General features: G+C 39.5%; 21 protein-coding genes. 9 read left to right on the plus strand and 12 right to left on the minus strand.

Going from position 1 to position 22,360, the window contains the following annotated elements; all coding sequences use genetic code 11:
* Positions 1-157: 157 nt before the first annotated feature.
* A complete protein-coding gene (gene rpiA, locus FTU65_RS08065; protein WP_180064128.1) occupies positions 158-829 on the minus strand; it encodes a ribose-5-phosphate isomerase RpiA in 672 nt (223 codons plus the stop codon).
* A 107-nt stretch (positions 830-936) separates the two neighbouring features.
* Here rpiA and ilvA point away from each other — a divergent pair, with 107 nt between their 5' ends.
* The 4 genes from ilvA (at position 937) to FTU65_RS08085 (ending at position 5,277) form a co-directional block, all read left to right on the plus strand.
* Positions 937-2,475 carry a threonine ammonia-lyase, biosynthetic gene (gene ilvA, locus FTU65_RS08070; protein ID WP_180065512.1) on the plus strand — a complete coding sequence of 513 codons (1,539 nt, stop codon included), beginning with the start codon at positions 937-939 and terminating at the stop codon, positions 2,473-2,475.
* A 160-nt stretch (positions 2,476-2,635) separates the two neighbouring features.
* Positions 2,636-3,124, plus strand: a complete 489-nt coding sequence (locus FTU65_RS08075) for a hypothetical protein (RefSeq protein WP_180065510.1) — start codon at positions 2,636-2,638, stop codon at positions 3,122-3,124.
* A gap of 104 nt (positions 3,125-3,228) precedes the next feature.
* Positions 3,229-3,888, plus strand: a complete 660-nt coding sequence (locus tag FTU65_RS08080) for a TrkA family potassium uptake protein (RefSeq protein WP_180065508.1) — start codon at positions 3,229-3,231, stop codon at positions 3,886-3,888.
* 51 nt (positions 3,889-3,939) lie between these two features.
* Positions 3,940-5,277, plus strand: a complete 1,338-nt coding sequence (locus FTU65_RS08085; protein ID WP_078188650.1) for a TrkH family potassium uptake protein — start codon at positions 3,940-3,942, stop codon at positions 5,275-5,277.
* Positions 5,278-5,654: 377 nt separating this feature from the next.
* Here the strand turns inward: FTU65_RS08085 and FTU65_RS08090 are convergent, their stop codons facing one another.
* The 4 genes from FTU65_RS08090 to FTU65_RS08105 form a co-directional block, all read right to left on the minus strand.
* Positions 5,655-6,812 carry a phospholipase A gene (locus tag FTU65_RS08090; protein ID WP_180022830.1) on the minus strand — a complete coding sequence of 386 codons (1,158 nt, stop codon included), beginning with the start codon at positions 6,810-6,812 and terminating at the stop codon, positions 5,655-5,657.
* An 18-nt stretch (positions 6,813-6,830) separates the two neighbouring features.
* The gene (locus FTU65_RS08095; protein ID WP_180065506.1) at positions 6,831-9,770 is read right to left on the minus strand and encodes an insulinase family protein; all 2,940 of its coding nucleotides are present in this window, start codon (positions 9,768-9,770) and stop codon (positions 6,831-6,833) included.
* 141 nt (positions 9,771-9,911) lie between these two features.
* The gene (locus tag FTU65_RS08100) at positions 9,912-10,616 is read right to left on the minus strand and encodes a hypothetical protein (RefSeq protein ID WP_257222611.1); all 705 of its coding nucleotides are present in this window, start codon (positions 10,614-10,616) and stop codon (positions 9,912-9,914) included.
* A gap of 237 nt (positions 10,617-10,853) precedes the next feature.
* Positions 10,854-11,303 (minus strand): GNAT family N-acetyltransferase, encoded by a 450-nt coding sequence (locus FTU65_RS08105; protein WP_078188654.1) that lies wholly within the window; start codon positions 11,301-11,303, stop codon positions 10,854-10,856.
* 277 nt (positions 11,304-11,580) lie between these two features.
* Here FTU65_RS08105 and FTU65_RS08110 point away from each other — a divergent pair, with 277 nt between their 5' ends.
* The 3 genes from FTU65_RS08110 to FTU65_RS08120 are packed head-to-tail and all read left to right on the plus strand — an operon-like array spanning position 11,581 to position 13,536.
* Positions 11,581-12,585 (plus strand): adenosine kinase, encoded by a 1,005-nt coding sequence (locus tag FTU65_RS08110; protein ID WP_180004657.1) that lies wholly within the window; start codon positions 11,581-11,583, stop codon positions 12,583-12,585.
* The gene (locus FTU65_RS08115; RefSeq protein WP_180004656.1) at positions 12,585-12,911 is read left to right on the plus strand and encodes a Rieske (2Fe-2S) protein; all 327 of its coding nucleotides are present in this window, start codon (positions 12,585-12,587) and stop codon (positions 12,909-12,911) included. The genes FTU65_RS08110 and FTU65_RS08115 overlap by 1 nt, the downstream gene beginning before the upstream one ends.
* 16 nt (positions 12,912-12,927) lie before the next feature.
* Positions 12,928-13,536, plus strand: coding sequence for an OB-fold-containig protein (locus tag FTU65_RS08120; protein WP_168378601.1), 609 nt, complete (start codon positions 12,928-12,930; stop codon positions 13,534-13,536).
* Between the two features lie 87 nt (positions 13,537-13,623).
* Here the strand turns inward: FTU65_RS08120 and FTU65_RS08125 are convergent, their stop codons facing one another.
* Together FTU65_RS08125 and FTU65_RS08130 are read right to left on the minus strand one after the other, a co-directional pair.
* On the minus strand, positions 13,624-14,250 hold the full coding sequence (locus FTU65_RS08125; RefSeq protein ID WP_180065504.1) for a YidB family protein: 627 nt from the start codon (positions 14,248-14,250) through the stop codon (positions 13,624-13,626).
* Positions 14,251-14,362: 112 nt separating this feature from the next.
* Positions 14,363-14,833 carry a DUF6231 family protein gene (locus FTU65_RS08130; RefSeq protein WP_168378602.1) on the minus strand — a complete coding sequence of 157 codons (471 nt, stop codon included), beginning with the start codon at positions 14,831-14,833 and terminating at the stop codon, positions 14,363-14,365.
* A gap of 34 nt (positions 14,834-14,867) precedes the next feature.
* Between FTU65_RS08130 and FTU65_RS08135 the strand changes: the two genes are divergently transcribed.
* Positions 14,868-15,737 carry a DUF2797 domain-containing protein gene (locus tag FTU65_RS08135; RefSeq protein WP_078189198.1) on the plus strand — a complete coding sequence of 290 codons (870 nt, stop codon included), beginning with the start codon at positions 14,868-14,870 and terminating at the stop codon, positions 15,735-15,737.
* Between the two features lie 77 nt (positions 15,738-15,814).
* Here FTU65_RS08135 and FTU65_RS08140 read toward each other — a convergent pair whose 3' ends face one another.
* From FTU65_RS08140 to FTU65_RS08160, 5 genes are all read right to left on the minus strand, one after another.
* A complete protein-coding gene (locus FTU65_RS08140; RefSeq protein WP_373886729.1) occupies positions 15,815-16,732 on the minus strand; it encodes an alpha/beta fold hydrolase in 918 nt (305 codons plus the stop codon).
* 250 nt (positions 16,733-16,982) lie between these two features.
* Positions 16,983-18,320, minus strand: coding sequence for an Ig-like domain-containing protein (locus tag FTU65_RS08145; protein ID WP_180066636.1), 1,338 nt, complete (start codon positions 18,318-18,320; stop codon positions 16,983-16,985).
* Positions 18,321-18,507: 187 nt separating this feature from the next.
* Entirely contained in the window at positions 18,508-20,373 is a 1,866-nt protein-coding gene (locus FTU65_RS08150; protein ID WP_180066638.1) for a SurA N-terminal domain-containing protein, read from the minus strand.
* A gap of 132 nt (positions 20,374-20,505) precedes the next feature.
* The gene (locus FTU65_RS08155; RefSeq protein ID WP_078188662.1) at positions 20,506-20,778 is read right to left on the minus strand and encodes an HU family DNA-binding protein; all 273 of its coding nucleotides are present in this window, start codon (positions 20,776-20,778) and stop codon (positions 20,506-20,508) included.
* A gap of 166 nt (positions 20,779-20,944) precedes the next feature.
* Positions 20,945-21,415, minus strand: a complete 471-nt coding sequence (locus tag FTU65_RS08160; RefSeq protein ID WP_180004652.1) for a phasin family protein — start codon at positions 21,413-21,415, stop codon at positions 20,945-20,947.
* Between the two features lie 207 nt (positions 21,416-21,622).
* On the opposite strand from FTU65_RS08160, the gene FTU65_RS08165 reads away from it, so the two are divergent.
* A complete protein-coding gene (locus tag FTU65_RS08165; RefSeq protein ID WP_180004651.1) occupies positions 21,623-22,270 on the plus strand; it encodes a hypothetical protein in 648 nt (215 codons plus the stop codon).
* Positions 22,271-22,360 lie beyond the last annotated feature (90 nt).

Here is a 22,360-nt window from a genome sequence, read left to right on the forward strand (position 1 = left end):
AAAAATATATTAGGAGTCCCTTCTCCCTTAGGGAGAAGGTTAGGATGAGGGGACTTTTAAATTGACCTCTCCCTAACCCTCTCCTCAAAGGAGAGGGAACTTCCATTAGAAATTTAATATAAATCGAAACTCAATTTACAATTAAATTTTCTATAGATTAAACCGCAGTACGCTCTTCAATACCGTTATCAGTTGCAACAACAGCAATATCCGCTTTGTTTAGAGCAAAGATACCGTTACACACTACACCTGGAATGTCATTCAAAGTCTTTTCAAGTTCCAATGCATTTAGGATATTTAAGTTGTGTACGTCTAAAATTACATTACCGTTATCTGTTACTACGCCTTCACGGTATACAGGGTCGCCGCCTAAAGAAACGATTTTACGTGCCACAGCAGAACGTGCCATTGGAATCACTTCTATAGGAAGCGGAAATTCACGTGCTAACTGATCAACCCATTTAGAATCATCTACGATACATACGAATTTTTTTGCAATTGAAGCAACGATTTTTTCACGAGTCAACGCAGCACCGCCGCCTTTAATCATGTGCATATGACGGTCGATTTCATCAGCGCCATCTACATAGGCATCTAAACCGCCAACGTGGTTCATATCAACCACTTCAATGCCTAATTTTTTCAAACGTTGTGCAGTTGCTTCAGAACTCGCAACAGCAGCTTCGAGTTGAAGCTCTGGCAATAATTCGATGAGGAAGTTCACAGTACTTCCTGTACCAACACCCAAAATACCGCCCTTTGGCAAATGCTTTAACGCAGCTTTTGCGGCAGCTTGTTTCTTTTCATCTTGGGTTGCATACAGACTCATAACTTGGCTCAACTATTTTTTGACATTAGACGCTGATTTTTCAGCCCAAATGTACAGGGGTTTGTTACAATAAACCCCTATTTTAAACTGTTAGATGGAAAATTAACATGCTGTCTCGTTTGGTTCGACAAATATTACAGGCAACGGTCTATGACGTTGCAATCGAAACCCCACTCGAAGCAGCGCCACGAATTAGTGAAAAACTAAACAATAACATTCGCTTTAAACGCGAAGATTTACAACCTGTCTTTTCTTTCAAGCTACGCGGTGCCTACAACCGTATTAGTCAATTACCGAAATCTCAGTTGGAACGTGGCGTTATTACTGCTTCTGCAGGTAACCATGCTCAAGGCGTGGCGTTATCTGGTAAAAAGTTGGGTATTCGCGCCATTATCGTTATGCCTAAAACCACACCAGACATTAAAGTACAAGCGGTTAAACGCTTAGGCGGTGAAGTGGTTCTGCATGGCGATTCTTTTGACGTAGCCAATAAATACGCAATCCAATGTGCAAAAGATGAAGGTATGACCTTTATTCCACCTTATGACGACGAACTCGTTATGGCCGGTCAAGGAACCATTGCCAACGAAATTTTGCGTCAATGGCGTGATGTAGACTATGTATTTGTTGCTGTGGGCGGTGGCGGTCTCATTGCCGGTGTAGCTGCTTATCTTGGTGATGTGGCACCGCATGTTAAAGTCATTCCTGTTGAATATGACGAATCAGCATGTTTAAAAGCAGCCTTTGAAGCTAATGAACGTGTCATTCTTCCATCTGTAGGTTTATTTGCCGACGGTACAGCAGTTGCTCAAATTGGTGAAAAACCATTTGAAGTGATTCAGCTACAAAAATCAGATAACTCAGGCCCTATTGTTGAGCGTGAAGTTGTACTGGTAAATACCGATGAAATCTGTGCAGCCATTAAGGATACCTTTGATGAATGCCGTAGCATTGTTGAACCATCTGGTGCAATGGCGCTTGCAGGTATCAAGAAGTATGTTGCAGAGCATGGTCTAGAAGGCAAAAATATGGTGTCGATTGTATGCGGCGCCAATATGAACTTTGACCGTCTGCGCTACATTGCAGAACGTACTGAACTGGGTGAACGCAAAGAAGCGATCTTTGCTGTGACCATTCCAGAAGAAAAAGGTTCATTCCTCCAATTCTGCCGCGCGCTACAAGGCCGTAACATCACTGAGTTTAACTACCGCGCAAGCAACTCAAGTGCCGCTCAAGTATTTGTGGGTATCAGTCTCAAAAATGGCGAAAAAGAACGTCAGGAAATTTTTGAAACATTAAAATTCCAATACGATGTAGACGATCTTTCAGACGATGAAGTGGCTAAACTCCATATCCGTTATTTAATTGGCGGTCATGCCGATATCGAAAATGAACGCCTATTCCGCGTGGAATTCCCCGAACGTCCGGGCGCATTACTGACTTTCTTAGAACGTCTAGGCCCAACGCATAACATCACCCTATTCCACTACCGTAACCACGGTGCTGCTGAAGGTCGTGTATTGGTGGGTATGGAAGCAACGGATGCGAAACAAAACCCAGATGGTTTAATTGAAACATTGGAAAATATTACCTATCCATATATTGAGATTACCAATAACCTCGGTTATCAACGTTTCTTGAAATAAGTAAAATTTCTATATGAAAGCTGGGATCTAGGTTCCAGCTTTTTTATTTGCATCAACTATTTCCTGAATCAAAATAAATAAATTCATCAACGCTGTCATTGTTGTTAATTTAACCATACCCTATAATCCATTGAAAATAAAACAAAATGGATATTTAAAATTGAATTTTTATGCCTTATTTATGATCGTCATTGTGGGTTTAGGTGGATATTTTTATGTATATCCGGCTTATCAACTTAAGCAAGAGGAAGATAAGATTCGTCAAAGTATGAAACAAATTCCAAATCAGTCACGTACGCAAAATCTAGAAAATATTTACGGCTATACCGCGCAGGCTGAAATGTTGAATCAATATCCAAATTACATTGTATATATTCGCTTTGATGAGCTAAGTGATCAAACCGCTCCCGAATCTGTTCAAACCATTATCCGTGAATTTTCATGCGATGGCTTAAACCGTTTAAAGAACAATTCCGAGCTTGTTCGTAAAGCCACTCTTAATGTCATTAAAGAAGATCAACATCAATTTCAATATATTCTAAAAAATAAACTAGGCTATGAAATTTTTAAATACCAACAAGTTATGGAAAATTGCCCCAATATTGCTGAACTTTATGCCTATCAAAATACTGAAGAAATTAAAAATTAGAGCTTTTCGGTTTAGATGGATTATGTAAATTTTCATAGCCGCTCTAGGCTGAACAAGCTAACATCAACATATTCAATAACTTTAGAATAATTTAGGAATACGGCATGGCACAATTCGCTGTGATTGGCTTAGGAAGTTTTGGCGCAACTGTAGCCACTGAACTCATGGGTTTAAAACACGATGTCATTGGAATCGATAGCAACAAAAAGTTTGTTGAAAGTATTTCGGACCAACTAACCCATGCAGTGATTGCTGATGCAACAGATGAACACGTTTTACAAGAACTCAATATTCAAAATTGTGAAGCAGTCGTAGTCGCAATTGGTGAAGATATTGAAGCCAGCATCTTATGTGTGCTCCATCTTAAAAACATGGGGATCAACAAAATTTGGGCCAAAGCCAAGTCCAAAGCGCATCACATGATTTTAACCCATTTAGGCATCAGCAAAATCATCCATCCTGAAGAAGATATGGGCGTCCGTGTTGCCCAGTCACTGAGTTATCCGATGGTGAGTCGCTACATGGTGCTCGAAGATGATCATTATTTGGTGAAAGTTGAAATTAAAGAATCACAACAAGGCACGCGTCTAAATCAAATAATGGGTCATGTCCCTGAAGTGAAGGCGATTTTGCATAAACGTGGCACCCAGCTTCAATATAGTTTAGATCCGAACCTGATTTTACAAACAGGCGATATTTTAGTGGTTGAAGGTTTACTCGAACATTTACGTCGACTGGCTAAACACTTTAAAGCAACTTTGTAATCAGCGTCGTGTCTATTTGCACACAATCGCGCAAGATGACAGTAGAAAAACATGAAACTGCACAATAAACAGCGTAATACCATTAATCTTAGCCCACCCAGTATTTTGGCATTGGGTTTTCTTGGGCTAATTATCATTGGCACCTTGCTGTTAAAGCTCCCATATTCACATCATGGCGATTTAAGTTGGATCAATGCCCTCTTTACAGCGACCTCTGCCGTAACCATTACAGGACTTTCAGTTGTAAATGTCGGCGAAGCCTATACGGTGTTTGGTAAAGTCGTGATTATGGGTTTACTACAATGCGGTGGTCTCGGTTTTATGACCTTTGCGATATTGGCCGCTATGAGTTTGTCCCCTAAAATTGGGCTAAAACAACAGATTATGGCTCAAGAAACCATTGGACAAACCAGCCTTGCCAAAGTGACCATGACCATCAAAGGCGTACTGCTGTATTCGCTATTTTTTGAAATGGTGGGAACGGTTATTTTGACCATCGCTTGGATGCAAGAATACAATTTTAACCAGGCCCTGTTTTATGCTGCCTTTTATAGTGTTTCAGCATTTAATAATGGTGGATTTTCATTATTTCCCAATAGTTTAATGAGCTTTGCTGACCGTTATTTCATTACGTTTACCATCAGTATGCTTTACATTATTGGGGGTATCGGCTTTTTGGTACTGATGGACATTAAGCGCAATAAAAGTTGGAAAAAACTCAGTACCAATAGCAAGCTGATTTTATCGACTATTGCGGGTTTAAATGTCTTTGCCTTCATCACCATTTGGTTATTAGAAGCTAATAATGCTGCTACCTTAGCTACGATGTCACTTGGTGACCAAGCCCTAAATGCTTGGTTCCATGCAACTGTTCCGCGCTCTTCGGGTTTTAACAGCTTACCCATGGAAAGCATGAGCGATGCATCTTCACTGATCACGATGTTACTGATGTTTATTGGTGGTGGTTCTCTCAGTACAGCTGGTGGCATCAAAGTCGGGACGTTTATTATTGTTGTACTCAGTGTGGTCAGTTTTTTAAGACGTGAAGATGAACTGCGTGTGTTTAACCACTCTGTTTCTGAAAAAACGACCTTTAAAGCATTAGCGGTGATTTTCATTACAGTAACGTTGATTTTCATTGGCTTTTTCAGTCTATTGCTTCTCGAACCTGATAAACGCTTTTTAGATTTGTTGTTCGAAGCGGTATCCGCTGCCTGTACAGTAGGCCTATCTCGTGGCATCACCAGTGACTTACAACCTGCTAGTTTAGTTGCCCTGATGTTATTAATGTTCGCAGGTCGACTTGGACCCTTAACACTGGCTTATCTGATTGCCACACCGAAGAAGAGTCGCTTAAAACACCCACCTTCTGAGATTCAGATTGGTTGATTTGTACATTTTCTCACAGTTATAAAAAAACCACGCCATAGCATGGTTTTTTTATTTACTGATGTTACATAGTAACATCAGAAGCGTAATTTGATTCAAATGAAAGAACGATACGCGGTAAGGTCATCCGCAAGTGTTTGAGACAGGATGACTTCTAATCAAAAATGTTTTTGCGATACTTTAAATAAATAGACGCTAGAGAGCGAGTTTTGCGGATGACAATGGTTTTGGGTACTTTTGCCGAAACAAAAGTACCTCCAGCCGAAGGCTAATCCCTTTATTCAATCCCTAGATATAAGACTCCGTCGATTAGACTTAAAAGCATCTTAAAAATGCGAAATTACTTTTACGTCCGTAAATTAATTATTGAGCAATCATTAAAACCAATTCATTAATGACACACCGACACCGACATAGGTTGCCCGATGGTTATAGTCAATCAGGCTTTCACCATAGCCATCAAACAATTGAACTGTGCCGCGTAATTTACCATTGATTGGGAAAGTCCAATCGAACTGCACCGCACCATGTGAATCATCACCACCTTTCAATGAATGACGTAACATCAAACTAAAGTCATGATCTTTATGACGATAAAACGCTGTTAAATCCCCACGTCCCACATAATCGGTAATATCTGGGTTGTTATCATCTTTGGTATCTTCTTCGAAACGATACCAAGGACGTAACATCAGTGCAAAATTATCACGTTCAAATCCTAGATTTAACATGACACGGTTCCAACTCCGCGATAAGGGATCAGAACGTCCATTAGACTGATGGTTAAAGGTTAGACCCAACATACGCCAATTCAAACCTAAGAGTTCATAGTTGGTACGAAAAACCAGACTAGCTTCAGGTTCATAGTTGGTTTCACGGAATGGTCGTGATTCGTCTTCGTTGTAGACTTGCCAACGAGAAGACTGGGTATAGCCCAACCAGATATCACCATTATCACCAAATAAGTTTTCAACAGCTTTGGTTTTTAATGACAATTGGAACTTGGCTTCCATCGATTTCAGGTTTTGTTCCTGATCGGCTTGTACCGTGTTGTTTTCATTCGGGCTTGATGGACGTTCATTTTTATCCGAAGTCCAATATCCCGGCATTAAATACACAGGTTGATAGCCGCGAATATTCCACGTCCCCAATTTACTTTCTGGAGAAAGTTCCCAACGACTATCCAATAATGAAAGATTTGGATTGAGGTTCGGTGCTTCTACAGCAAATAAACGATCCGTAAACGCATGACTGACTTTTTCTTTGAAAGTTAGCTTCTCTGTCGGTTCAGGTTTGATTTCTTGGGCAGCTTGACGCTCAGAGACCAACATTTCTTTTTCAGCAGGTTGCACTTTAAACAAAGCGTCATAACACGATAATCGCTCTGCATTTGACTCAAGTGCCACACATGCTTCTGCGGTTGCAGGCTTAGCAGCCACATCCGCATTTTGTGCATTTACAGTACTGACATACATTGAACTGAGCGCAATGAGGCTCAGTTGCAATGTCGTACGCTCAAGAGATTTGAACGCCATAAAAACCCCTTTTTTGTTTTAATTCACTTGTTTTATTTCGAAACCAAGCTCAACCAAAGCATCTCGCTTAGCCACCGGTGCAACCACAGCTTTTGTCGGTTGTTGTTCAACCAAATACGCCACAGCAACACGTTTTAGATCTTCCAAAGTCACATTCAACAGACGTTCACGTAACATTTGACGGAAAGCTGGCGTGCGTTTATGCAATAAAGCATAACAAGCTGTAATGGCTTCACCCGCTGGTGACCCCGGTTTATCCATGCTGGCAATTAGACCCAAAATCGCTTCTTCTAGCTGATGAGGTTGTTGTTCAGCATTCAGTAGCCACTGCACACTTGCGTCAAAATCTTTAAACGTTTCAGCTAAACGTGGGTCACGGTAGCTATAGAAACGGAATGAACATGCATTGCCGTCATAGCTTGCTCCGCCACCATAAGCACCACCTTTTTCACGAATCGCGCTATGCAAGAAGCCATTACGTAGATAAGCCGCCAAAATCATTAAAGGTGCTGCATCTGGATGTGACACTTCCACCGCAGGATATGCTGAAGCGCAGAACTGAACATTGGCTTGAATGAGCCAAGCTTCGTCATTGTTGCTATCTGCAAAATTCACTTGAGTTAAAGCATGTGGGTTATCATCAATCGCCACTTTATCCCAAATGGTTTGAACTTCTTCAACCAATCGGTCTGAATGATGCTCCTCACACACCACCAAGAATTGTTTTGGTGCTTTAAGCAAACGGTTGTGAATTAACTTAAGCTCATCAATCAAGGCATTATAAGCCGTGTCGTCTTGCTCAATTTTGCTGACAAGTTCTGACAGCCAGTTCAGCGCGCCTAGGCCTGTATTATGATAATCACGTAGCGCCAATGCACTATGTTGCCGACCTGCAATTTGCATTGCATAACTATGACCAGAACCAGATACACGTGACTGCCAACGTGCTTTACGTTGTTGCAATAACTCTACGATACGATTTTTTTCATCAAAACGTAGCTGTTCAAAAGCCAATTTCAATAAGCGAATGGCTTCAAGATTATTCACCAATGATTTAGTGGTCAACGTTAGCCAAGCACTAATTTGACCTTTATCATCCACTTTTGAACGCAGCGATGCACCCATACCTAAACCGCCACTCACAGCTGTTTGCAACTGTTGTAGCTCTAAGTAGTCGTATTCACCTGCACCAACTTCACCCATCAAAATCGATAAAAGATTGAAATACGGCGATTGCACCACTTCATCAGGAATCTGAATCAAAACTTGTTGGTAATAAAGACCATTGGTGCCTGCGTGGTAAAGATTTAACGGCGTATCCAAGCCATTACTGATAATTTCGCGTAATTGACCTTGTACAATCTGTAATTGTGCAGGAACGTCTTCTAAACCTACTTTAGGCAATAGGTTCAAATCATCTGGGGTATCTTGACGAATGTTCAGTGCTTCAGTCTGCGCAATAATCTCTGCTTTTTGCGCTTCAGTTAAGTTCGCATCAATTTCTTTTAAACGTGCTTTTTCTGCTGCCGCTTCCAACGCATTTTTTTCAGCATCAGGAACCAAAGTTAATTGCACACGATGTTGATTATCTAGCAAGTATGTTTTGATTAAGTTAGATAACCACATTGGGTCTTTCAACTCTTCCTTCACTTGTTCAATGGCCGTATCCACATCCCAAACATCCACAGGGTCTGAATGGTGAATCGCACTGCTTAAACCATTCAGAATTAAGCTTAGGCCATATGGTGTACCATCACCATTGATTTCACGCTGATGCAATTCAATTTGATGCAAAATCGCCTCAACTAAAGTCGGATCAACAGGCTTGGCCGCAACGTCTTCTAATACTTTAAACACGCCATTTTTAAATTGTTCTGCATGCTCAGGGTTAGAACCTTGAATTGCACAGTAGAACGTCATTTCATAGTTTGAATCATCTACACCCATAAATGGACCAGTCGACTGTGCATAACCACAGGTTTCTAAGTAATGACGTAATGGTGAAGCAGAATCTTCAAGCAATACCCCCTCAACCAAACGCATACCTAAACGTAATTTAATATTACTTGCTTCAGGCAATAACCAAGAAAGCACATGATAGGTTTTGTCTTTGAGGTCTTCAGCATCAACTGCATACGTTTCAGTTACAGTTACAGGCGCAGTTAAACGACGCTCAGGTTTTGAATACAGCGTTTGACCTTTTTCAAATTTTGACAAAGCAAGCGTTTCAAACTGTTCTTGTAAGTTATAAGCAGGCTCATTACCAAAAGTCATGAACACCGCATTACTTGGGTGATAATGTGATTTGTAGAAACTGACCAACTCTTCATAGCTTAAGTCAGGAATGTCTTTAGGATCACCACCTGAGTTGTAATGATATGTCGTTTCTGGGAATAAATGATGGGCAAGTTGGTGATACAACTGATCTGAAGGTGAACTCATGGCACCTTTCATTTCATTAAATACCACGCCTTTATATACTGCTTCGCCATTTTCTAGCTCAATACGAATCCCTTCTTGCGCAAAATCAAGCGGGTTCAAATTCGCAGCAAAAGCAGCATCCATATAAACTTCTAACAAGTTTTGGAAATCTTTTTTATTTTGTGTTGCAAATGGATAAGCCGTCCAATCCGCTGCGGTAAACGCATTCATAAACGTATTGAGTGAACGGCGAATCATTAAAAAGAATGGGTCACGTACAGGGAACTTTTCTGAACCACACAGTGCTGTATGCTCAAGAATATGCGCCTCACCTTTTGAATCCATCGGCTGCGTACGGAAGGCAACTAAAAATACATTTTCATCATGGTTTGTGGCTAAGTGATAATGCACCGCGCCAGTCACTTTGTGTTTATATTCAGACACTAAAATGTCTAAAGCTTCAACATGATGTTGACGAATCAACTGAAACGCGGGATGTACAGTTTGAGAAATGGTTTCAGTGACATCTACAGTCATGTGTGCTCCTAATCTATTCATTTAAATTAGGCAAAGTATACCTTAAAAAATCACAACTAGATTCACCGAAACGACATTTCCAACTGTTTTAATCAACTTGAACTTTAATTTTAAAAATCACTTGTTTTCGCACTAAAACATTTAGACTGGTTTTATGGATTGCCTATCATTTCGTATTGACCAATAGACACAAATCACAATCGCCAACAACAGTACAAAAGAAGCCATAAAGCGACTTAGATCCAATCCACCTGAACTGATTGGCTTGTCTAGAAAATCGCCGACAACTGCGCCCAATGGACGTGTCAAAACAAAAGTAGCCCAAAATAAAATCGTCTTTGAGACCCGACTAAAAAAGTACAACAACGCCATCAATAGAATTAAACCACAAAATAGCCAAATGCCACCGCTATAGCCTAATCCTGTACTATCGGAAGTCCAGTCCCCCAAAGCTGTACCTAGCGTTTGAGAAAATGTAATCGTCAACCAATAAAAGATCTGTGTTCGCGGCAAATTCTCTACACTCGGATTAATTGCCCCTTCGACCTGATACCAGCTGAAAAGCGATATGAGCACCAAACTCAGAAATAGCAAACTACCACCCAAGTAGCCAATCCCTAAAGAACGATCTACAGAATCCGCTAAGGTCGTACCGACCGTGATACTGGCAATAATCGTGGCCCAATATAAATAAGATTTATATGCTTTTGACTGTATTTGAAAATATAGCAGACTTATAAATATGCCTGCGAAAATAAAGGTACTGAGTAAATAGCCCAAATTTAAGGACATGGACAATGCATCAACACTGGTTTCACCAAAGATGGTCGCAAAAATTTTGGTCAACCAAAACAGTGCGGTAATCTCAGGGACTTTTTAACGTAGTCTTGTAGCTCATACACTTGCATATGCATCACTCTATGCAGTTATTTTGATGCTTATATCTTCGATAACTAAAATGAATTTTTGCTTAAAACTTTGCTTAAAATAAAGCACTCTTTTTTTGAATTACTAAATGAAAAAAAAGCACCCGATATCGGATGCTTCATTTACAGTATTTAGAGTCTATTTTTGGATTTAAAACTAAACTAGATATTTGAAATAATTATAATTTGGATGACTTTCAACATAGACATAATTCTGCTTTTGATAGAATTTTGCAGCATTTTTAAGTTCTGTATTTAAGCACAGTGCAGAAAAATGCTTTTTCGCACCCTTTTCCAATTCCACCAATAGCTGCTTACCCACGCCATGCTGACGGTACTGCGGATGCACATAGAAACGGCGAACTCGTCCAATCCGTTCTTCTACACCAGTATCACCCCATTGCTGATTTAAACCGCCACAAGCAATTAATTTATCGCCATCATAAGCAAGCAATAATTGCTCACCCGTTTGGTCAAAACGATTTTTACCACTTTGATATTCTTCAATTAAACGGTGTATAAATGTATAGCCTTCATGCTGCGCCAAAGCAGCAATATTTTCGATTTGAGCAGGAAGTTGCTCTGCTGGACGAATCGTAATTTCCATATATTCACACTTTTAATCTGTTATCTATTTATGATGACCAAATCATCTTGATTCAGTCTGAACACCCTATAGCTCTATAAAAGTAAAATTTTTCGATTTGCACAATAGCAAAGCTGATTAAAACGGCAACTAATTCAAAAAAAATGTAAAAATATAATGGATTTGCCCGATTTTTATACACACTTGTCCTTTAATTGAATTTTTTTCAACAAACTACAGCAATCCTGAGCATTCGTGTAAACTTAGCACTTTCATTTTTTTGATGTGAACATACAACATGGCAACTGTTGACCTTTTTGCAATTGGTAATGCACTTATTGACCAAGAATTTAAAGTCTCTGACGAATTCCTAATTCAACACAATCTGCAAAAAGGTACGATGCAACTGACAGATGGCGATACTCAAGCAGCCCTTTATAACAATCTAAAAGCCACTCAAGAATATAAAGGTCAAGCTTCTGGTGGTTCTGCAGCAAATACAACGGTTGCTTTTAGTGCTTTAGGCGGAACTGCATTTTATGGTTGTCGTGTCGGCAATGATGACTTAGGTCAAATTTACCTAAATGGTTTAAACGACGCTGGCATCCAAACTGCAACTCAATCAATCAGTGAAGGTGTAACTGGCACATGTATGGTATTGGTCAGCCCTGATTCTGAACGTACGATGCATACTTACCTCGGTATTACTGCGGAATTGACTGATAGCCAAATTGATTTTGGCAGCTTAAATACTGCGAAATGGTTATATATCGAAGGTTATCTTTCAACATCAGACAGCGCACGCCTTGCGGTAAAACAAGCACGCCAAATCGCCAAAGCCAATGGTGTACAAATTGCATTGACCTTATCTGATCCAGCAATGGTGCAATATGCACGTCAAGGTCTAGATGAATTACTCGATGATGGCGTGGACTTATTGTTCTGTAATGAACAAGAAGCACTGATGTATACAGAAACAGATCATTTAGATGCTGCACTTACGAAATTGCAATCACTAAGCAAACACATTGTCATTACATTAAGTGCCAAAGGTGCCTTAATTCATAATGAAGCCGCAACATTTACCGTGCCAGGTCGTAAAGTTACCGCAGTAGATACCAATGGTGCTGGTGATGCTTTTGCTGGTGCTTTCCTATATGCACTCAATGCAGGTCATGACTATCAAACGGCTGCTGAACTTGCCATCTTGATCTCAAGTGAAGTTGTGGCTCAGTTTGGTCCACGCCTAGCAGTTGAAGACTATGCTCAGCTTTTACAATCATTTCAGAAGGAATGTGCTTAATGTTTAAAATTTGCATGACGGATGATGTGCCTGAACGTGAAGCACGATCATTCGAAACGCCTGAAGGTGAAACGATTTTTATCACCCAACGTGATGGCATGTTTTACGCTTATCAAAATAACTGCCCACACTTGCACGTGGAACTTGAGTTTCTTGAAAATCAGTTTCTAGATCGTGACCAAGAGTTTATTGAGTGCTCAACACACGGCGCACTGTTTATGGTCGACTCTGGGGAATGTATTTCTGGCCCATGCCAAGGTCAAGCCCTTGAAAAAGTGAACATTAACGTGCATTCTGACGGTGGAATCTACCTCACAGAAGAATAAACACTGGAATACAACCATGTCCGCATTTTTAACAGACTATAACTTAATACCCTTTCATTTAAGTTTATTGGCCGTACTGTTATTGGGCATGGTTGAAACCATTGGCTATTACATCAATATTAGTCCTAGCCAAGTTTTGAAAAGAATTGCCCCACAGCGCATACAAGAATTGGCATTATTGAATGTCAAATTTTCCAAGACTCTGATTTTGTTCTTTCTACTGATGAATTTTAGCTTTGCAGGCTATGTACTTCAGTTCTGTATTCACGCTAAAGAAGGTCAATTCGTTCCCGCTTATTATCTTATTTTACCTGCGTTGATTATTGCCATATTCTTTACGGTATTTATGATTCATTGTTTGGATCAGGTTGTACCGCCCAAATATAAAAAACAAACCGTTAACCTACTGGGTCGTCTAGCAACCATTTCAAGTGGAAATGCCCGTCCCGGCTTTTCGGCTCAAGCGCGTGTGCGTGATGAGTTTGGTCAACTACATTATGTGCAAGTTGAACCAGAGTTTGGTGAGTTAGAATTTCAGTCAAAAATCATTTTGATTCGTCAAAAAAAATCACACTATATTGGCAAAAAAATCAGTGTGTCGAACCGTTTATTTAATCCATCTTAGCGTCACATTGTTATCATTTTTCAAATCATAAAAAAGCCAGTGTTCACTGGCTTGTATTCAATCAAATACCATCAAACGATATTGTGATTAACGCTTAAGAAAACCTGAAACCAAATTCATCACTTGTTGAATATCAGCATTCGCTTCTTGCTGATTGGTTTGTCCAGCTTGTGGCGTCAATGAGTCAATAATTTGCGGCAATACTGTTGAAATTGCACTGTACACATCTTGTTTCTGAGTTTGAGTTTCTTGTGCAACTTGCTCCACTTCGGCATCATCAAATAAATTTTGTACTTGTTGATTATTCACAGCGGCATTATCGCCAGGGCCTGTAGATACCCAATCATCAACCTGACTGCTCAAGCCCTGTCCACGTAATTTATCCAAAGCACCTTGTAGGCCACCTTGTTTTTGAATCCAAGCCAGCACCAGAGGTAACACTGCAACTAAAATGGTTGAAGCATTGCCACCACTACTACGTTGCTGCGACTGCGCTGCACCGCCCAGTTGGCCCAACACAGAGCCTAGAATTCCACCCAAACCACCCGCTTGGTTTTGAGCATTGGTTTGTGTATTTTGAGCGCCTGCATTTGCACCCAGTTGCCCCAACACCGAACCTAAAATACCGCCTAAGCCACCTTGTTGATTTTGATTGTTTGCACCACCAAGGGCCTGCTTTGCTAAAATCTCAACAATATTATTTAAATTTGTCATTTTATTTTTCCCAGTGAAACCTAGATAAACTTAATTACAGCATACGTGGGAAAAGACAGTTTTATCATAAATGTTTGTTAATTTTTGCAATTTCTCGCAGGCTAAGTATTTGTTACCAACGGAATTTATCCCAGTTTTCAGGATTTGCCCAAAATTTAGAGTTAAACCAATCTGGAATGTGTTTATAAGTCAAAATATTAAACTGCCATAAAGCAAAATCACTTTCATGTGTGGTTTTATCAATGAGCTGAGTAAAGCCTAAAGCACGTAATAATTGTTCATCGTGTAATTTACTCACCACCACGATGCGTTTGGCAAATAGGTCACGCAATTTTACCAACATCTGAGTTTTCTGCTGCTGATCCAAACTCAACATCATTTCAGTATCAAGAATCACAAATCCAAGGTCAAAACGCTGGGTAAAAGGCAGATTTAAAAACTCAGTTACGTTAAAATGTTGCCATTGAATTGGATGAAATTGATTGTATTGCTCAAGATCCTGACCAATACAGATTGCGGTTGAAATGGGCTGCTCTTTTGACAAATCGTCTAGCATAGAAGTGATGACATTTTGTTCAGCCATTGACCGCATCCTTAATAATGAAGTGAGTATTCGTATGGAACTACAAGGCATTTGCCATAAAATGCATGCAGGTCTTAAAGACCTTAGTGTAACTGATCAACATACACACAAGGCAAATGTTGAGTATAAATTTATTCTAGATCGCTCAGAAGTTGATCTACCGTTTAGCCTTGGCCAAGAAATTGAAATTGAAGCCACTGGAAATATCTACTGCATTTCTTGCGGCGCAAAAACGCCTAAATCGTATTCACAAGGTCATTGCTTCAAATGCATGAAGACTAAGGCATCTTGTGATATGTGCATTATGAAGCCTGAAACCTGTCATTATCATCTCGGGACTTGCCGTGAAGATGATTTTGCCCATGAAGTTTGCTTTCAACCGCATATTGTCTATTTAGCCAATTCGAGTGCCTTAAAAGTGGGGATTACCCGCTTGGGTCAAATGCCTACACGTTGGCTAGACCAAGGTGCGACGCAAGCTTTGCCTATTATGAAAGTTGGTTCACGTCGTTTATCTGGTCAGCTTGAAGTCATGTTTGGTACGCAAGTGGCCGATAAAACCGATTGGCGTAAATTGCTCAAAGGTGAAGCAGAACCGATCAACCTGATCGAAATTCGCGACCAATTGGTAGAAGAATTCGCACCAAAAATTCAGACCATTCGTGAAGAATTTAGCCAAAATTTAGAGTTTAATGAAACCGTTGAACTGCTAGAAGATGAGTTGCCACGCCAATTTATCTACCCGGTAGATGAATATCCTGAAAAAATCAAATCGCATAATTTGGACAAAACACCGATTATTCGAGGAAAATTACAAGGGATTAAAGGTCAGTATTTGATTTTGGATACCGGTGTGATTAATATTCGAAAATACACTGGCTATGAAATTAAAGTACGTACTTAAATCGACTCAAAGTATCTAATTAAGTTTAAAAAAGCGAGATATTTCTCGCTTTTTTACACCTACTCTACCAATCTGATTCATTGAACAGTTGAAAGAAACTTTAAATATGGCAACGCCATTAACTGCTCCGCTTCTAAGATTGGCATATGACCAACATGGTCTAAAATCAGAGGCTTTTCGGCTTTTTTAAATAAGCGTCTCAGTTCTTCTGCTACTTCAACATTGATAATCTGATCTTGCTTCCCCCAGATAATAAACACAGGTGCATCAATGCCTCGTGCAGCCAAAGCAAAGGACTCTGGCGTATACAAGGTGGCCATTTTTTGCAGTTGCTCCACCATTTTATTGGTTTGTTTAGACTGAACGATCATCAACTTTTCTTGCCCAATTTTTAATTCTTGTGGAATAAAAGGCGGAGATTGCATCACGATCTTCATCACGCGATCAAAATCACCAGTTTTTCTGACCACTAGCTCTGCAAGCTTTGCCGTATCTTTTAAATATACTGTATTGCTCGACTTAAAGACACCAGCCGAATCCACCAACAATAAAGATTTCACTTCTAAGGGATACTGAGCGCTATAGAGCATGGCAATTGCACCACCCATCGAATGCCCTGCGATATGTAAATTTGGATCTAACTTTGCAGCATCTATAAATCGTCGTAATTTTTCAGTTAAATTAGGAATTGATAGATCAAATTGATCTGCGACAATAGTTTCTCCATGTGCTGGCAGATCTGGAATAATGACATGATAATTGGGCGTTAAATAACGGGCAACGCGGTTCCAATTATCACGCGTGCCTGACAAACCATGTAGCAATAACAGCGTCGGTTTTCGTGGATCTCCTCCTTCACTATATGTCCACTCGATTTCATTATTTTTGACTTTTTTACTACTCAAGCCCGCCCAAGCTCTTTCCTGCTCTAAAACTTTTTGAAAGTTTAGTTCTGCAGCTTGAATACTACTGGCAACGCAAATCGTTAGTAGCATCTGTATCATGTGTTTAAAATAATGATCCATCCATCGCAATAACGGGTTCTTTAAACGTTTACATTGAGGCATATACAGAGATATCATCCGCTTAATCCTTTGTTGTGATGAGTTATTTTTTTCATATTATTTTTTGAGAACACCAATCTACGATGCTAGAGTCAATATTTCATTTGCCAAATCTTTTAAATAAAAATTATATCTGTCAATTTAAACCAAAAAAAACCAGCTCGGAAGCTGGTTCATATTTCTAAGCAAGCCAATCAGACGGTGTCAGTGGAGCTTCAATGAGTAAGCTTGGATATTCAAGCGCAGGAAGTATAGCGGGCGGATTTGAAACGTCGCTGCCCAATGCGATCAAATCCTGTTCATCGGTGTGCAATACAATTGGGACTTCATTCGCATCCTGTAAAAGCGTATCTAGATTGATCACAGATTGAATCGGCTCAATTTGACTGTCATTTTGGTTTTCACTTTGCTCATCACTTGCCAATAAAATCTCTGTAAGTTCAACAGATGATTCAGGTTGTGCAAGAAACAGTTTAGCTATTGAGATTTCAGGCGATTGAACACCACGACTGTCTTCCGCCACGATTGTTGCAAAACCGCCATTTTGAATCGGGTTATCCATCGACCAGAAACCACTTTCATTGGCATACGTCACGTACTCTTGACCATTGGCTGTCACAATGATTTTAGCCTGTTGAAATACATTACCTTCGAGTTTTTCACTATTTAGCGTCACTTCTGGCGCTGGCAGTACATAGCTTGGATTTTCAGGCGGGGTCTGAATAAATGGAAATGCCAAGCCAATCGCAGGAGATTGCTGACCAAATTGATCTTCCACAACAATCATCAACATGCCACCATTTGCCACTGGATTTTCTATTGACCAATCACCATTTTCATCGACCTGAATACGATAGACCGCTTGATCCGACTCAATCACAACTGTCGTATTTGGTGCGGCAGTACCTGATATCACCGCGCCAGACTCTAAAATCGTAACAGCTTGCGGTAAAATGATTTGCGCTGTATGCAACGCCTCAGAACGATTACCGTCCTGATCAATTGCCACAACACTTATTGCACCTGTGGTCGTTAAAGGATTGAGCATCGACCAATCGCCATTTACATCAGCAACTGTTATAAACTCTTGCTCACCATAGGTCACAACCACCGTATTTCCTGCATCAGCTTTACCAACCAAATATTCGCCTTTTTCAATTATTTCCGGCATCTTGGGTAGCACACTTGGCTCTGCAATTGGAGCAATCATTATTGCCTCTGAGCGTAAGCCATGATGATTTACCGCATAAATTGTGGCAACTCCACCATCCTTCAGTGGATTATCAATCTGCCGATGTCCTTGTTTATCCACTTTGACGCGTGTAACAGTTTCACCGACTGAAATGATCACCCATGTTTTTGGCTCTGCCGTGCCAGTTATAAGATCATCTAGTCCAGTCACTTCTGGTGTTGAGGGAATATGCTGATGCTGTGTTTTCCCCTGAATCAGCAACTGCTTTATTTCAACTTGTCCCAAAATGTTTTTTAAAATACCGTTTAAATCTCTCATCTTTTGCATAACACCCTCAAATCACATCATTATATTTATTTGGGAAAATGCCTTCCCAAACTCAATTTAAGAGAATTATTTAAATAGTCAATTTTATTTAATCTTTGTTTTTAAAAGTTTTTCTTAAAGTGTGATGCATTAAACTTAAACATAAAAAAACCAGCTCGAAAGCTGGTTTTTTTTAAAGCTGCCTTAATTATTTAATTTTGGCATGATCTTTTAGATAACGTGTGTAGTCATCAAATTCTTGTTGACCACGAAGCTGTTGATAAAGTTTTGTTAACTCATCTAACTGCTCACCCGTTAATGCCGCATCAGATTGTTTGTTCACTGCAGTCACAGCAACCACAACCAATTCATTTGGTAGATTAGTCGTAGTAACAGACCAATGACCTGCTTTCGGCGCTTTTACACTAAATGCAGCACGTTGAATTTCGCGTTTTAACAAACCATCCGCACGAGTGAATGTACCCGCATTTTCAAAGTTTAAACTGCCTTTTGCAACTGAAGCAGCAGGTTTTGCAGCAAACTCTTTTAATGTCGCTTGAATCTGGGCTTTTGCAGCATCAGACGCTTTCTTTTCAATCAACTGAGTTTTCACATGCGCTTTCGCTTCAGCTAAGGTTTGAACACCCGCAGCATGATAGTTACGCACTTTCACCCAAACCACATCACCGTTTTTCAACTGAATGCTCGATGAAACATTACGTTCACCATTTTTAACATCATCGTTAAACAATTTAACTTTGACGTTTGCATCACTTAAAACTGGATGTTGCGATGCTAATGTTAAGCCATTCAATGATTGTACTTTTACGCCTTTCACTTCTTGACCCACGACATCAAGGGCATCACTGCTCACGACCATGTCATTGAGGCTGTTTACAGTGTCAGAAAAAACATTGGCTTTTTTCGAAGCAGCAACTTCAGCTTGTAGACGTGCTTTTTCTTGTTCAAATGAAGCCACTTTTACAGCTGGTGCCACTTTTTCGATCAAGTGATAACCACTGTCTGTTTTCACTGGAGCAGTCACTTGACCAGCTAGAGCACCTTCAACTGCAGCATCAAACGCATCACCAAACACACCTTTTTCATAAGCAACCAGTTCACCACCTTTTGCTTTAGATTCCGGATCTTCAGAGAATTGCGCTGCAGCTTGGTCAAAGCTTAAACCCGCTTTAATTTTAGCTTGAACACTTTCAGCCAGTTTTTTAGCTTCGGCATCTGAACGACTGTCTGCAGTGATCATGATGTGCTTAACGAGTGGTTTAACTGACTTCTGTGCATTCTCAACAAAGCTGTTATACGCTTCTTTCAATTCAGCATCAGTTGCAGCTTCTACAGGTGCAGTAATATTGGCAGGTGTTAATACGACAAAATCTGCATCAACACTGGTTGCTTGCTTAAATTTGTTTTTATGCTGCTCATAATAAGCCGCAATTTCAGCATCAGATACTTTTACATTTTTCTTGTAATTTTCAAGATTAATGCTCGCCAACTGAATACTACGTTGTTCCGTTTGTAAGTTCGCAATTTGCAAGATATCAAGCTTACTCACCAATGCATATTCCATAAATGTTGTAGACAACATTTTTAAAGCATGGTCTTTACGTAAATTATCAATGAATGTGCGGTTTGTCATACCAATCGATTCGAGGTATCTCCCAAACGCTTCATCTGAAAATTGACCATTGACTTGGAAGCTTGGCTGCTGATGAATCATTTGCACAATTTGTGCATCACTCAAGCTAATGCCTAATTTATCAGCTTGTTGCAATAACAATTGGCGTGAAACCAAAGTATCCATCGCTTTATTGCTAATGAAATTTTGATTCAATAATGTTTCATCACCCTGAGCATATGCCAGATATTGTTCTTTTAATGAGTTCGTCAGTGCTTCGAGTTCTTTTTGAGAAATTTCAGTACCGTTTACAGTCTTTGCTGCATCTTTAGATCCACCACTAAAATATCCTTCAATACCTACAAGTGCTAAAGGGGTCAAAAACAAAACGAGCAAGACCTTGCCCAGCCAACCCTTAATGACTTTACGAAACGATTCCATAAGTATTCCAATATTTTATTTGCGGTGAATTTTAACCGAAAACCCGAGATGAATGAATGCGATATATCAATTAATCACATTTACCAATAAAAAACGCGCCAAATAATGGCGCGTCTCATGTGCTTAATAAGATTAAGCTACAGAATCTTTCAAGCCTTTACCAGCTTTGAAGCTAGGAACTTTGCTTGCTTTGATTTCTAAAGTCGCACCAGTTTGTGGGTTACGACCAGTACGTGCAGCGCGTTCTTTAACGCTGAAAGTACCGAAACCAACTAAAGTAACTGTATCACCAGCTTTTAATGCATTGGTAACTGCAGCAATTGTAGCATCTAAAGCTTTACCGGCATCGGCCTTAGATAATCCCCCATTTTCGGCAATTGCATCAATTAATTCTGATTTATTCATGAAAATTACGTCCTCTTAATATCGTTTATTTAAGGTTCAAGAATTTGTATAAAACGCCATAACGCCTTTATAGCAATGCTTTAGGGTTAAACGCAATACTCATCAACCTCTTTTTATAGAATTTTTTGACGAAAAAAACCTTGAAAATTCGATAATAGTAAAAAAGTTAGTGTTTTTTTAGTATTTCGGCCCTCAGTTGGGCATTTTCTTCGGCCAATTGGTCAACTTTAGTATGTAATTGAAGTATAAGCCTTTCTAAGTGCTGTAAATCCTTTACAGTCACCAATCCTAAACGGTTTAAAGAATGATTAACACCATTATCTAAAATTTTTTCTACTTTATCTTTCGTATCGGTTACAGATTCTTTGGCTTTTTCTGAAACTTTTTCGACAGTTTGATCTGCAATATCAATCGTTTTGGACTCAAGCTCCTCTCCAACTTTGACTAAAGAGTCAAAAAGCTTATTTCCTTCACCCTCAGCACGTGAAAAAGCACCTAATCCAGCCAACCAAATCTGTTTGGTATATTTGCGAAAATCCATTTTAGAGCGACGATCAGAATGACTACGTACGCGAGTTTTAGCCGGCTTTTCTGATGTTTCTTGTGCATCGTCAATTATGCCTTCTGTATTTTCCATAATCCGCACTTCTCCTGATTATTTTATGTGCACAGCAACATGTGATTCTTCATTTTAACAACATAATAGCAAACATATGACTTGATAGATTGATTAAACTGTTCTACAAAGCTGGTGAATTACCAACTTTTTGGTATATTCTAAGTTCCTCTAGAGCAGGATGCTCAGTTTCCAGTGCTTTCAGATTTTAACAAGGACATTTTTTTTATGAGTGATACGCAACAAACACAAGCTCAACCACATTTGTTGCTTACTATGACCCTGATTGTTTTAGAAACGATTTTTACTTTCATTTTAAAACATGACCGTGTTGTAGCATTACAAGCTAAAAAATTTGTTGATCAAAAAGTCGCACTGAAAATAAATAGCTACATCCCTTATTTTGATTTTTATGTTCAGTTTACTGAGCACGGTATTCTGTTCGACACGAAATCTCCAGATAAAGCCATCGACCTTGATGTCCGCACGACACTAATAGATTTGGTAAAAATTTTTGTATTTGGTAATCGTAAAAGCATCAAAACCATGCGTATCGATGGTGATGTGGTTCTAAAAGATGAATTTCGTGATCTGGTTTCATTATTTAGTGTGCCCAAAATTTTATCTGACTGGAAACACTGGCTGTCTGAACCTGTCGAAGAAAACGATATCGTTGCGTCAAAAAAACGTATTGCCCCACTTTTAGAAAAAATCGAACAGCAACGCTCTAAAATCAACACACTGCAAGTTGAAGTTAAACAATATAAAAACCGTATTAAGCGTATCGAACGTCGTCAAAAGCGGATTAATATCGCTTTTAGTCTAATATCTGTTCTTTTAATAACGTTATTAGTGTATAATGTGTGGTTCAAATAAATACATAATTTTTCAGACAAAATAAAACAAATAAACAATCTCAAAAAAACTTGACTATTTTAGTCAGGATTCATAAAATCTGCACATCTA

The organism is Acinetobacter sp. YH12129, assembly GCF_013418685.1.
In the GTDB taxonomy this organism is placed as follows: domain Bacteria; phylum Pseudomonadota; class Gammaproteobacteria; order Pseudomonadales; family Moraxellaceae; genus Acinetobacter; species Acinetobacter amyesii.

Excerpts from the sequence above, each read along its gene's own strand:
- rpiA (WP_180064128.1), bottom strand. The coding sequence starts at position 829 with ATGAGTCTGTATGCAACCCAAGATGAAAAGAAACAAGCTGCCGCAAAA.
- ilvA (WP_180065512.1), top strand. The coding sequence starts at position 937 with ATGCTGTCTCGTTTGGTTCGACAAATATTACAGGCAACGGTCTATGAC.
- FTU65_RS08080 (WP_180065508.1), top strand. The coding sequence starts at position 3,229 with ATGGCACAATTCGCTGTGATTGGCTTAGGAAGTTTTGGCGCAACTGTA.
- FTU65_RS08085 (WP_078188650.1), top strand. The coding sequence starts at position 3,940 with ATGAAACTGCACAATAAACAGCGTAATACCATTAATCTTAGCCCACCC.
- FTU65_RS08090 (WP_180022830.1), bottom strand. The coding sequence starts at position 6,812 with ATGGCGTTCAAATCTCTTGAGCGTACGACATTGCAACTGAGCCTCATT.
- FTU65_RS08095 (WP_180065506.1), bottom strand. The coding sequence starts at position 9,770 with ATGACTGTAGATGTCACTGAAACCATTTCTCAAACTGTACATCCCGCG.
- FTU65_RS08105 (WP_078188654.1), bottom strand. The coding sequence starts at position 11,303 with ATGGAAATTACGATTCGTCCAGCAGAGCAACTTCCTGCTCAAATCGAA.
- FTU65_RS08110 (WP_180004657.1), top strand. The coding sequence starts at position 11,581 with ATGGCAACTGTTGACCTTTTTGCAATTGGTAATGCACTTATTGACCAA.
- FTU65_RS08115 (WP_180004656.1), top strand. The coding sequence starts at position 12,585 with ATGTTTAAAATTTGCATGACGGATGATGTGCCTGAACGTGAAGCACGA.
- FTU65_RS08120 (WP_168378601.1), top strand. The coding sequence starts at position 12,928 with ATGTCCGCATTTTTAACAGACTATAACTTAATACCCTTTCATTTAAGT.
- FTU65_RS08125 (WP_180065504.1), bottom strand. The coding sequence starts at position 14,250 with ATGACAAATTTAAATAATATTGTTGAGATTTTAGCAAAGCAGGCCCTT.
- FTU65_RS08130 (WP_168378602.1), bottom strand. The coding sequence starts at position 14,833 with ATGGCTGAACAAAATGTCATCACTTCTATGCTAGACGATTTGTCAAAA.
- FTU65_RS08135 (WP_078189198.1), top strand. The coding sequence starts at position 14,868 with ATGGAACTACAAGGCATTTGCCATAAAATGCATGCAGGTCTTAAAGAC.
- FTU65_RS08140 (WP_373886729.1), bottom strand. The coding sequence starts at position 16,732 with ATGCTACTAACGATTTGCGTTGCCAGTAGTATTCAAGCTGCAGAACTA.
- FTU65_RS08145 (WP_180066636.1), bottom strand. The coding sequence starts at position 18,320 with ATGCAAAAGATGAGAGATTTAAACGGTATTTTAAAAAACATTTTGGGA.
- FTU65_RS08150 (WP_180066638.1), bottom strand. The coding sequence starts at position 20,373 with ATGGAATCGTTTCGTAAAGTCATTAAGGGTTGGCTGGGCAAGGTCTTG.
- FTU65_RS08155 (WP_078188662.1), bottom strand. The coding sequence starts at position 20,778 with ATGAATAAATCAGAATTAATTGATGCAATTGCCGAAAATGGGGGATTA.
- FTU65_RS08160 (WP_180004652.1), bottom strand. The coding sequence starts at position 21,415 with ATGGAAAATACAGAAGGCATAATTGACGATGCACAAGAAACATCAGAA.
- FTU65_RS08165 (WP_180004651.1), top strand. The coding sequence starts at position 21,623 with ATGAGTGATACGCAACAAACACAAGCTCAACCACATTTGTTGCTTACT.